This is a genomic window from Gammaproteobacteria bacterium (assembly GCA_019911805.1).
Lineage (GTDB): Bacteria > Pseudomonadota > Gammaproteobacteria > Thiohalobacterales > Thiohalobacteraceae > JAHJQQ01.
In genome coordinates, this window is the sequence record JAIOJV010000096.1 from 1 (window position 1) to 11,608 (window position 11,608).

Consider the following 11,608-nt stretch of genomic DNA (forward strand, 5'->3'; position numbering starts at 1 on the left):
AACCGGCCAAAAGACCGCCGATACCAGTGGCGATGGAGTGTTCCCCGCATGCGCGGGGATGAACCGGATTTCCTGCTCAGTCTGCGCGGCGACCTGTCGTGTTCCCCGCATGCGCGGGGATGAACCGGCCTCGGCGTGGCGGCCGAAGATCTCCGCCAGGTGTTCCCCGCATGCGCGGGGATGAACCGTAGTAGAACCGGTAGGTCGCGCCGAGGTCGGCGTGTTCCCCGCATGCGCGGGGATGAACCGGGCGGCGTCACCGCCCTGCAGGGCGACGCCAAGTGTTCCCCGCATGCGCGGGGATGAACCGACGCGGAACAGGCGCAGCAGGCGCGGGGTGGCGTGTTCCCCGCATGCGCGGGGATGAACCGAACTCGTTCGTCTCCAGTGCCCGACTGAGCGCGTGTTCCCCGCATGCGCGGGGATGAACTGCACAACTCTACGGGGCGGATTGAGTACGCAGAGTGTTCCCCGCATGCGCGGGGATGAACCGTTTGTCAGTATCAATACCAGCAGCATCGGCAGCGTGTTCCCCGCATGCGCGGGGATGAACCGCCGACGCTCTTCTGGACGTCGGCGGTCGGTCGGTGTTCCCCGCATGCGCGGGGATGAACCGTGAATACTGGTCTGCGCCTGCGCATGGGCTGCGTGTTCCCCGCATGCGCGGGGATGAACCGTCTAGTATTAGCTTACTACGCCGGCTTAGCAAGTGTTCCCCGCATGCGCGGGGATGAACCGTAATCGATCTGCTGCGCGAGCTGCCAGACGAAGTGTTCCCCGCATGCGCGGGGATGAACCGATGAGCGAGAGTCTACTAGTAGACGGGAAAATGTGTTCCCCGCATGCGCGGGGATGAACCGCTGATGCTTATGGTGGCAGGCACGCGCTCAGAGTGTTCCCCGCATGCGCGGGGATGAACCGGAATCAGAACGCTCCTTTAACGCCTCCATGACGTGTTCCCCGCATGCGCGGGGATGAACCGAACCGAAGCCTTGCGCAGAATTCGTATTATTGGTGTTCCCCGCATGCGCGGGGATGAACCGCCAGGGGCTGGCGAATGGTCGGTTATCACTACGTGTTCCCCGCATGCGCGGGGATGAACCGCCGCCGTCTTCCTTGGCGGTCTTGATGTCGTGGTGTTCCCCGCATGCGCGGGGATGAACCGTCATCCGCAACTTCTTCGATCACCTTCGCTATGTGTTCCCCGCATGCGCGGGGATGAACCGGGATGCTGTTCAAAGCCATCGACTCCGGGGTTCGTGTTCCCCGCATGCGCGGGGATGAACCGTCTGGAGGCGTATTCCGCTGATTGGTCCTCTTGTGTTCCCCGCATGCGCGGGGATGAACCGGGGTGGCTAGAACCTAGCAACAGAATCTAGTGGTGTTCCCCGCATGCGCGGGGATGAACCGTCTTTTGCTGCAATGGTACATGCTTTTGGCGCGTGTTCCCCGCATGCGCGGGGATGAACCGATTGCAGACTAACTGAGGGTACAGGGTAGCAAGTGTTCCCCGCATGCGCGGGGATGAACCGTTGTTATTGCGTTTCTCACCCGGCTGGCTGATGTGTTCCCCGCATGCGCGGGGATGAACCGGGGTCGATGCCGCGCCGATCCCGGCCGACGACGTGTTCCCCGCATGCGCGGGGATGAACCGCCTAGCCGGTCCAGCAGGATGTCGAGGAGCTGGTGTTCCCCGCATGCGCGGGGATGAACCGTTCTATGGGTTGTGGGTGTCCGGCGTCGATTTGTGTTCCCCGCATGCGCGGGGATGAACCGGTCGCCGCGTTGCCGCAGGCGATCATCGGCGTGTGTTCCCCGCATGCGCGGGGATGAACCGACGTCGTTCTCGGCGTCTTTGCGCGCCTCGTCGTGTTCCCCGCATGCGCGGGGATGAACCGCATCCGCTATCCCGGATTCCATCTGGGAGGTGGTGTTCCCCGCATGCGCGGGGATGAACCGGTATTGTCGACCAGCGGGGCCAACAGCTCGTTGTGTTCCCCGCATGCGCGGGGATGAACCGCCGACAACCTCCGCGGAGAGATCGCGCCGCTGGTGTTCCCCGCATGCGCGGGGATGAACCGGTTCGCCAATCGTTGCGGCGCACCGACGACGGGTGTTCCCCGCATGCGCGGGGATGAACCGGTCCTCGGAGAATTTATTCATCAGCGGATAAAGTGTTCCCCGCATGCGCGGGGATGAACCGACATATCTGTCCATTGCAGCTAGATGTCATTGGTGTTCCCCGCATGCGCGGGGATGAACCGGTGCAGAACGCCGCGCTGGCCGGGCTGCCGTGGCGTTCCCCGCATGCGCGGGGATGAACCGATGTCAATAAAATCGTATCTTCGCCGCCAAATGTGTTCCCCGCATGCGCGGGGATGAACCGCCCAAGTACCGCGTCAAGGCGGTCCACCGGCGGTGTTCCCCGCATGCGCGGGGATGAACCGGGATATTTATATCCCGGTGACGGCAACTGAGGAGTGTTCCCCGCATGCGCGGGGATGAACCGCCGTATGTTTCGAGGCCGGCCGCACGCGATCGGTGTTCCCCGCATGCGCGGGGATGAACCGACATCACTACCGGAGGGAGTCCGGGATGTTATGTGTTCCCCGCATGCGCGGGGATGAACCGGAGGGTTTAAGGTGGATATTATTACACATCTCGTGTTCCCCGCATGCGCGGGGATGAACCGCGTCTCTGTATCGCTACGCCGCAGAGATGCGCGTGTTCCCCGCATGCGCGGGGATGAACCGATGAAACTCGACCCCGGCGTGCTGGGCCTGATGTGTTCCCCGCATGCGCGGGGATGAACCGTTGTACACGCCGTCCAGGTGGCTGAATCCGGAGTGTTCCCCGCATGCGCGGGGATGAACCGCCCACGACCTGAGTGTGCAGACGCTCAAGTACGTGTTCCCCGCATGCGCGGGGATGAACCGGTTTATGGGTTGTGGGTGGCCGGTGTCGATTTGTGTTCCCCGCATGCGCGGGGATGAACCAGACGCTCATCCTCGACGAGATCTCCAAGCTCAGTGTTCCCCGCATGCGCGGGGATGAACCGAATTCCGAGTCTACGCCAGTGAGGCTCTTGTGGTGTTCCCCGCATGCGCGGGGATGAACCGCCCTCGCGGTCCTTGAGCACTTCCTTCGGCTCGTGTTCCCCGCATGCGCGGGGATGAACCAGCGCGGATATGGACAATCTCGCCATCATCGTTGTGTTCCCCGCATGCGCGGGGATGAACCGATCGCTAGCCGTCATATCAAAATTTCTGCGAGGTGTTCCCCGCATGCGCGGGGATGAACCGCAGACCCCGCCGAAGAAGCGCGCCGCCTGGCCGTGTTCCCCGCATGCGCGGGGATGAACCGGTCACCACGGCGCCGATGTCGATCTCATGGGTGTGTTCCCCGCATGCGCGGGGATGAACCGGTCGGCGCGGCGCGGCCACAGCGGGCGATGATGTGTTCCCCGCATGCGCGGGGATGAACCGGTGCAGAAGATGCTGGATGCGTTCTTCGACCCGTGTTCCCCGCATGCGCGGGGATGAACCGAGAAGGACCCGCAGATCGCCTCGGATCTGGCCGTGTTCCCCGCATGCGCGGGGATGAACCGCAGCCGATCTCAGGAACACCAGCCTCAGTGGGGTGTTCCCCGCATGCGCGGGGATGAACCGGCCGCCAGTGATCCACTAGGGCCGTCTCAGAGGTGTTCCCCGCATGCGCGGGGATGAACCGGGTCAGTACCCGGCTCCGCGACCAACACTGACGTGTTCCCCGCATGCGCGGGGATGAACCGACTGCGAACCGAGCACGTACCAGCCCGCTTTAGTGTTCCCCGCATGCGCGGGGATGAACCGTCGTAATTCTTCCCGCCAGCTCTCTTTCTGCTGTGTTCCCCGCATGCGCGGGGATGAACCGGAAATGGATGCCGGGCATTTCATCCCGCGAGCCGTGTTCCCCGCATGCGCGGGGATGAACCGAAGGCACTGCCGAATACATCTACGGCCGTTGTGTGTTCCCCGCATGCGCGGGGATGAACCGACCGGCATGACCGAGACGGAAATCGGCCAGAAGTGTTCCCCGCATGCGCGGGGATGAACCGTCCAACAGCGGCCGAGATAGAGCATATCAACAGTGTTCCCCGCATGCGCGGGGATGAACCGAGATCGCAGACGTGACCAATCCAGGCAAGGCCGTGTTCCCCGCATGCGCGGAGATGAACCGTCGCCTGCCCCTGTTGCGGCGGGCTGGCGCCCGTGTTCCCCGCATGCGCGGGGATGAACCGCCCAACCGCGTGCGCGGCTTGATCTCCGACATGTGTTCCCCGCATGCGCGGGGATGAACCGGATAATCAGTTTTTGGGCATGGCCGCCGCAAAGTGTTCCCCGCATGCGCGGGGATGAACTGCTTTCCAGAACAGTCCACGCATCATCGAATAGGTGTTCCCCGCATGCGCGGGGATGAACCGGTGATGTTCGACCCGCTGAGCGAGTTGGGGCTGTGTTCCCCGCATGCGCGGGGATGAACCGGACACAGGCACGGTCTGCGCCAGGGGGGCGTAGGTGTTCCCCGCATGAGCGGGGATGAACCGGATTCCACCCTTTGGCCGACCCCTGGAAACCTGTGTTCCCCGCATGCGCGGGGATGAACCGATTATCTAAATGCTAAAAAAGCTGCACGCAAAGTGTTCCCCGCATGCGCGGGGATGAACCGCCTGTCCGGCCTGGCCGAGGAGATCCCCGAGAGTGTTCCCCGCATGCGCGGGGATGAACCGAGCACGAGCAGCATGGCACGTTCATGCAGGCCGTGTTCCCCGCATGCGCGGGGATGAACCGGCGGAGGAGGATTTCAAGAAGGTCGAGCGTTCGTGTTCCCCGCATGCGCGGGGATGAACCGACCTTCACGCAGTCGCTGTCGCTCGATGTCCTGTGTTCCCCGCATGCGCGGGGATGAACCGACGTTCGAGCGCCGCCTGCAGCTGCGCACCCAGTGTTCCCCGCATGCGCGGGGATGAACCAGCGCAGTTGTATTCCCATTTGGTGTTGCCATTGAGTATGCCGATCTAGAGAACTTGCTGGAGCAGATGCGGCATAAATTTGACCTCATCGGTAAACGCATCGGTTGTAGGAATTTTCACTGTCGCCCCGCCCAATATACCGAGCGACGGCTGTGGTAGGTCAGAGCGATAATTCGCAGGGTATCGGAATTATGGTGATAAACAATACGGAAAGGGAAACGCCTCAATGCCATGCAGCGAGTTCCACACACTACCGGCGACCCCATGTTTGGATGCTTGCTGAGCAACGACAGTATTTCACGGACTTCAGTCCTGAAGGCTCTGACCTGCATATTCTTCCCCGCCTTCCTGGCGTACCAACGGATAACTGCTGCGATCTCCGCCCGCGCTTCCTGCGCCATCTCTATCCTTCATTATTTATCGTGTTTGGCAATGATGGCATTTAACTCCGCCAACACTTCCTCCGCCGGAATCCACTTTGTGCGCCCAGCCTCCATGTCGGCCACGCGGCGAGCAATTTCTTCATCCCATGCCTTGGCGATTTCGTCCGGAGTACCATCAGGCTCTCCGTCCAGGCTCACAATTAACCGGCGGATAAGCTTATCCCTTTCCTGGCGTGTCAACTTGAGGGCTTGTGTCTCCAATTCTTCAAGAGTCGTAGCCATGACCACCCTCCGTACCTGATAGGTAACACAGACAATCATAGCAACCAGATCCTGCCGGAAACAGAACCGATTTTCACCCCGATGCTTCCATCTACCCTAAGCTATCCAGGTAACGCTTGATCACGACCAGCCTACCCGACATAGTCCGGTTGCGGCCTGCTCCCATTCGCGCGTGTATCGGAAGCACGAGGCGTCCCGGGGCGATCAAGGCGGCGATGGAGGTGACGTGGGAATTCTGCTGATCGGCCTGCTGCTGATTACCGGGCTGACGCTCGGCGTGCTGGTGAGCCATTTCTTCCGCGTGCCGCGCGTGGTGGGCTATATATTCGCAGGCATCCTGTTCGCCCCGGAATTTCTCGGTGGGCCGTTGGGTGCCGAGACCACCGAGTGGACCCGGCCGTTGGTGGCCGTTGCGCTGGGGATCATCGCCTATCTGATCGGTGGGGCGGCCACGGTCGCGCAGCTGCGCCATCTGGGTTGGGTCATCGTCAGCGCGACGCTGGGCAAGGTCGGTGGCAGCTTTGTGGCCGTGTTGCTGGGCTTTTTGCTGCTGGGCCTGACCGTGCCCGGCCTGCCCGGCTGGATACTGGCACTGCTGCTCGCCGCGATTTCCACCACCACCGCACCGGCCGCCATTGTCGCGATTATCCACCAGTACCGGGCCCGCGGCCCGCTGACCACCGCACTGCTGGGCATGGTCGCACTCGACGACGCGCTGGCGCTGGTGATCTTTTCGCTGGTGCTGGCGACGCTCGAGACTACCGGCTTTAATGCCGCGATTCCGACCGTAATCTGGGAGATTGCGGCGGCTCTCGGTTTCGGGATGCTCGGCGGTCTGGTGATCGAGCGCACCGCCCGACGCCTGCCTGAGCAGGAGCTGCAGTTGGTCGCACTGCTCGGCGGCATCATCCTGCTCACCGGGCTGGCCGAAGCCTGGCATTTCTCCCCACTGCTGGCAGCGATGACGCTGGGTTTTTCGGCCCGCCTGTTTGGTGGCGCACATTCCGAACCCTTGTTCCGGCCGCTCGAGCGGCTCCAGGAGGTGGTGTTCGTGCTGTTTTTCACCTTTGCCGGGCTGCATCTCGAACTTGCCGTCATTCGCGACCATGCCGGCCTGATCGTGCTGTATTTCCTGCTGCGAGCGGGCGGACAGATTATCGGTGCCATGATCGGTGCGCGATTTGCCGGCGCACCACGGGTGATCAGCCACAATATCGGCCTGGTCATGTTGCCGCAGGGCGGGGTGGCCATCGGCATGTCGCTGCTGCTCACCGGGGTGGCGCGCCTGGAGGATTCGGCCACCCTGATCATCAATATCATTACGGCGAGTACACTGCTGACCGAAACGCTCGGTGCGCTGGGTACCCGTTTCGGGCTGGCCCGCGCCGGTGAGATCGGCGGCACCACTGAAATCCCGAGAGGAGAGGAACGCGATGAAGGCCCGTGAATGGCTTGCACGCCATCCGGCGGTGGCGTTGACCATCGCCGGTGACAGCAGCCTGCAGGATGCCGCACGCCTGCTGCTGGACCATCCTGAAGGACGCGATATCTTTGTGCTCGATGCCGAAGGGCACCTCAGCGGGCATCTGGGCCTGTGGCACCTGACCAGCCTGCTGCTGGCCGAGTTGCGGCCCACCCACAGCCTCCGTGAGCTGATCGAGCGGATCACGCTGGGCACCGTGGCCGAGCATATGGACGATCGCATGCTGTGCGTCGGGGCCGACGAGAAGATCGACGACATTCTTCATCAGCACGACATCTTCCAGCAGCAGGTGGAGCGTCGCGTCGAGGACCTCCCGGTGGTGGATGATCAGCGCCGCCTGCTGGGTGTGATTCGTCTGGCCGACTTGTTACGCGATGCGATCGATGTAAACACCTGAACGGTTCCGGGCGAACGGCAGTCCGGGTTGGTCCACAGCGAAGGGCCTGCTCACTGTCCAGGCACGCTGCGTGCCTCGCCAAAGCTCTCCAGCATACCTCCAGGAGCCTGCGTCACCCCCTCCTCCACCGGCGGCGGCAGACTCTGACATTCCACGAACACCCGCTTGTGGCAATGTGCGCAGATGTCCCGGTCCAGGCGCTGGAAGATCTCCCAGATAGCCTCAGTCTTCCCATTGAAGATGTTCTCGCGGCCGAGTTCGTCGAGGAAACCGGCGCGCTCGAGTTCCTTGAGGACGCTCGCTTTCACGCGGATGAGGTACAGCTGCCCGCCGAGCTCGCGGCGGCGCCGGGCCTCCTTGACCAGAAACTCGCCGCCGGCCAGGTCGATGAAGTTGATGCCGGAGGCGATGATGGCCAGGTTCTTCTGCTCGGGATGCTGTTCCTCGAACTCACGCAGGCGCTCCTGAACGTAGTTGATGGCACCGAAGAACAGCGAACCGTCGATGCGCACGAAGCGCAGCTGCGGGCACTCCAGCGTGCCCGCCGCGGGGCCGAACCTGCGCTTGTCCTGCTGCGGGTCGGGCGCCCGCACATGCACCGCGGGCTGCGAGGTGCGCGCCAGGTACAGCCCCAGCGACAGCATCACGCCGAGGAAGATGGCGAACTCCAGCTCCAGGAACATGGTGGCGAAGAAGGTGGTCGCCAGGATGCTGGTCTCGGACCTGCTCGCCCGCAGGATCTGACCGACGTGGTAGAAGTCGATCAGGTCCCAGGCCACCAGCATCAGGATGCCGGCCATGGCGGCATTGGGCAAATAGGCCGCAAAGGGTGCGACCAGCACCACGATCACCATCAGCAGGCTGCCGGCGAACACCGCGGCGACGGGGGTTCTGGCACCGGCACTGTAGTTCAGGCCGCTGCGGTTGAAGGAGCCGGTCGCCACGTAGCCGGAGAAGAAGCTGCCGGCGATGTTCGACAGGCCCTGGCCGAAGAACTCCTGGTTGCCATCGATCTGCTGGCCGCTCTTGAGTGCGATGGAGCGCGAGATGGATACGGCCTCGGTGAGCGCGAACAAGGTGACGGCCAGGGTGGCCGGTGCCAGGTGCTTGATGGTCACCAGGTCGAAGCTGGGCATGGACAGCGGCGGCAGACTGGCCGGCAGTGCGCCGACGGCCTGGATGGCGGTGTGGTCGGCACCGAACACCCTGTCCAGGATCGCCGCCAGGGCGCTGCCGAGCAGCATGGCGATGATCATGTACGGCAGCCGCGGCATCAGCTTCTTGACCAGGACACCGACCAGCAGCGTTGTCAGCGCGACGGCGGTGACGTAGGGGTTGATGTCCGTGATCTGCCGGCCCACCGCCACCAGCGTCTCGTGAAAGTGCAGGCCACGTTCGACCGGCACGCCGAAGAAGTGCTTGAGCTGGTTCGCGATGATCAGCAGCGCGGCGCCGGCGGTGAAACCGATGATCACCGAGTGCGAGATGAAGTTCACCAGCACACCCAGGCGCGCCAGACCCATCACCAGCTGGATGATGCCGACCATGAAGGTCAGCGTCAGTGCCAGTTGCACATACTGGGCGCTGCCCGGCTCGGCGAGGGCGCTGAGCGCCGAGAACAGCACCAGCGAGGCGGCGGTGGTCGGCCCCGAGACCAGGTGCCAGGACGAGCCGAACAACGCCGCGACGATGGCCGGGACCATGCCGGCGTACAGGCCGTACTCCGGCGGCATACCGGCGATGGCCGCGAAGGCGACGCCCTGCGGCAGCACCACGATGGCGCCGGTCAGACCAGCAGAGAAGTCGGCCCGCAGGTTCGCCCGGGTGACCAGCGGGCGCCAGCGCAGGAAGGGGGTGAGCAGGTGGTAGAGCGTGTTGCGTCGTGAGGCGCGCGCCATCGTCCAGCAGCCTTTTCGATACGATTGAGGTTAATGAGTGTGTGCTTCCGGCACCGCCGGCGTGGCCGGGCACTCCGCGTCATCGCTGCCGGCCTCGAGTTGCAGCGTCGCATGACCGATGCCGAAGCGCTCGTGCAGCTCGTCATGCACGCGGGCCAGAAAGGTATCATCCAAGCGGCCGTCACGTTTCACCAGGTGCACGGTCAGCGCCACCTCGGTGGTGCTCATCCCCCAGATGTGCAGGTGATGCACCGCGGCGACCTCGGGCAGCTCGCGCAGATAACGTTCCACGGCGACCGGATCGATGGACCCGGGGACCGCATCCAGCGCCAGGTCCAGCGATTCGCGCAGCAGCCGCCAGCTGCTGATGACGATCACCACGGCGATCACCAGGCCCATCAGCGGGTCGAGCCAGTACCAGTCGGTGAACAGCATCAGTACACCGGCGATCACCACGCCGAGCGACACGGCGGCATCCGCTGCCATGTGCAGAAAGGCACCACGGATATTGAGATCGTCGTGGCTGCCGCGCATGAACATCAGCGCCGTGGCGGTATTGATGACCACACCGATCGCCGCCGTCACGATCACCACCATACCGTGGGACACACGCGGTGGATCGCTCAGCCGCGCGATGGCCTCCCAACCGAGTGCACCGATCACCAGCAGCAGGATCACGGCGTTCATCAACGCGGCCAGGATGGAGCTGCGGCGCAGGCCGTAGGTACGCCGCTCGGTGGCAGGACGCGTGCTCAGATAGCTGCCGGCCCAGGCGAGTACCAGACTCAGCACATCACTGAGGTTGTGACCGGCGTCCGACAGCAGCGCCAGCGAGTTGCTGTACCAGCCGGCGATCGCCTCGGCGATAACGAAGGCGACGTTGAGCGCGATGCCGATGGCGAAGGCGCGATTATGGCTGATCGGGGCGTGGCTATGTCCCATGCGGCAGGCGCACCACCTTGTCGGCGGATGCGGCAGTCATTTTCCGTTGATGTAGAGTTCGTCGTCGAAACTGCAGACCCAGGCGGGGCGCAATGCCACCAGCAGGGTCATCACCATACCGTTCAGCAGCGCCTCGGCGAAGACCATGAGCGGGAAGAACGGCAGGTACTGATACTCCAGCCAGGCATTGGTCCGGGCGCCGGTCAGCCACAGCAGGCCGACACCGACCCCGGTGGCGGCGAGAATCGACAGGCCGGCGGCGAGAAACCCGTTGATATAGACATAGATGAAGAAGTTGTGCGGCAGGCGCCGCTGCACCAGTTGCAGCAGCCGCCAGGTCAGGGCGATCGGGATCGCACCCATCACCAGGAAATTAATGCCGAAACTCGCCCACTCGGCCTGGCCGTTGAGGGTGATCCCGAGCAGTGCCAGGGCGACCGCCAGCGAGGCGAAGTGCCAGCCGAGCATCAGGGTCAGCACCGTCACCCCCAGGAGGTGAAAATTGAACACCGGCGGCACCCCGGCACGCAGGCTCCACAGCAGCAGCACGCCGATGCTGGCGCCGAACAGCACGTGGATGAAACCGCTTTCGGTGAGGCGCTCGCGTGGCATGCGCCGCGTGGCAATGACCAGCCACAGCGCGGCCAGTGCAGTAGTCAGCCAGCGCAGCAGTTCGGGCACGATGTGGGCAGGAAAATCCATGGATCGGGACCTGTGACAGGCACTTGCCGATGCCGCGCAGTATACTCTGTTCGGTGTGGGGCGCGGGTGCGTGGCCCCTATCCACAGAGGTAGTCGGGCTATGCGGAACGTTGTTCCAACCACACTGACTGCTGCTGTCCTGCTGCTCGGGGCGGGCGCGGTACTCGCGGAGCGCATCATGACCTGGGTCGATGCGGACGGTGTACGCCACTTCAGTCAGTCCCCGCCGACCGGTCCGGTCGAGCAGTTGAAGACCCTCGACATCGAGCCTGCCCCGACGGCCACAGCCGATCCCGCGCGTCTCGACACCATCCGCGCGGTGGCGAGCGAACTCGAGGCCGCCCGGCTGCAACTGCTCCGTCAGATGGGAGCGCCGATGTTCCAGACGGCGCCGGCGTTTGAACCTGTCTCCGAGCCGGGCACCGACGGCGAATCGCTTGATGATCCGGCCGCGCGTCTTGCCATCGCGCGTCGCCTGCGCCCGGAACTGACCGAGGCCCGCCTGCGGCT

At 63.8% G+C, this 11,608-nt stretch carries 8 protein-coding genes and 1 CRISPR repeat array; of the genes, 3 read left to right on the forward strand and 5 right to left on the reverse strand.

Features of this window, described 5'->3' with window-relative positions; all coding sequences use genetic code 11:
* Window positions 1–37 precede the first annotated feature (37 nt).
* A CRISPR array of direct repeats spans window positions 38–5,012; the repeat unit is 29 nt; unit sequence GTGTTCCCCGCATGCGCGGGGATGAACCG.
* Between the two features lie 115 nt (window positions 5,013–5,127).
* Both K8I04_12010 and K8I04_12015 read right to left on the reverse strand, forming a co-directional pair.
* Window positions 5,128–5,412, reverse strand: a complete 285-nt coding sequence (locus tag K8I04_12010; protein ID MBZ0072436.1) for a type II toxin-antitoxin system RelE/ParE family toxin — start codon at window positions 5,410–5,412, stop codon at window positions 5,128–5,130.
* Window positions 5,413–5,424: 12 nt separating this feature from the next.
* On the reverse strand, window positions 5,425–5,676 hold the full coding sequence (locus K8I04_12015; protein MBZ0072437.1) for an addiction module protein: 252 nt from the start codon (window positions 5,674–5,676) through the stop codon (window positions 5,425–5,427).
* 226 nt (window positions 5,677–5,902) lie between these two features.
* Here K8I04_12015 and K8I04_12020 point away from each other — a divergent pair, with 226 nt between their 5' ends.
* Window positions 5,903–7,123 (forward strand): cation:proton antiporter, encoded by a 1,221-nt coding sequence (locus K8I04_12020; GenBank protein MBZ0072438.1) that lies wholly within the window; start codon window positions 5,903–5,905, stop codon window positions 7,121–7,123.
* Window positions 7,110–7,556, forward strand: coding sequence for a CBS domain-containing protein (locus K8I04_12025; GenBank protein ID MBZ0072439.1), 447 nt, complete (start codon window positions 7,110–7,112; stop codon window positions 7,554–7,556). The genes K8I04_12020 and K8I04_12025 overlap by 14 nt, the downstream gene beginning before the upstream one ends.
* 50 nt (window positions 7,557–7,606) lie before the next feature.
* On the opposite strand, the gene K8I04_12030 is transcribed toward K8I04_12025, so the two are convergent.
* Genes K8I04_12030 through K8I04_12040 form a run of 3 tightly spaced genes read right to left on the reverse strand, consistent with a single transcriptional unit; the run spans window position 7,607 to window position 11,098 of the window.
* Window positions 7,607–9,454: a SulP family inorganic anion transporter gene (locus tag K8I04_12030; GenBank protein ID MBZ0072440.1), complete on the reverse strand. Its 1,848-nt coding sequence runs from the start codon at window positions 9,452–9,454 to the stop codon at window positions 7,607–7,609.
* 30 nt (window positions 9,455–9,484) lie between these two features.
* Complete coding sequence (locus K8I04_12035; protein MBZ0072441.1) at window positions 9,485–10,396, reverse strand: cation diffusion facilitator family transporter; 912 nt, start codon at window positions 10,394–10,396, stop codon at window positions 9,485–9,487.
* Window positions 10,397–10,432: 36 nt separating this feature from the next.
* Complete coding sequence (locus K8I04_12040; GenBank protein MBZ0072442.1) at window positions 10,433–11,098, reverse strand: energy-coupling factor ABC transporter permease; 666 nt, start codon at window positions 11,096–11,098, stop codon at window positions 10,433–10,435.
* A 100-nt stretch (window positions 11,099–11,198) separates the two neighbouring features.
* On the opposite strand from K8I04_12040, the gene K8I04_12045 reads away from it, so the two are divergent.
* On the forward strand, window positions 11,199–11,608 hold a 410-nt coding region (locus tag K8I04_12045), incomplete at its 3' end, for a DUF4124 domain-containing protein (GenBank protein ID MBZ0072443.1).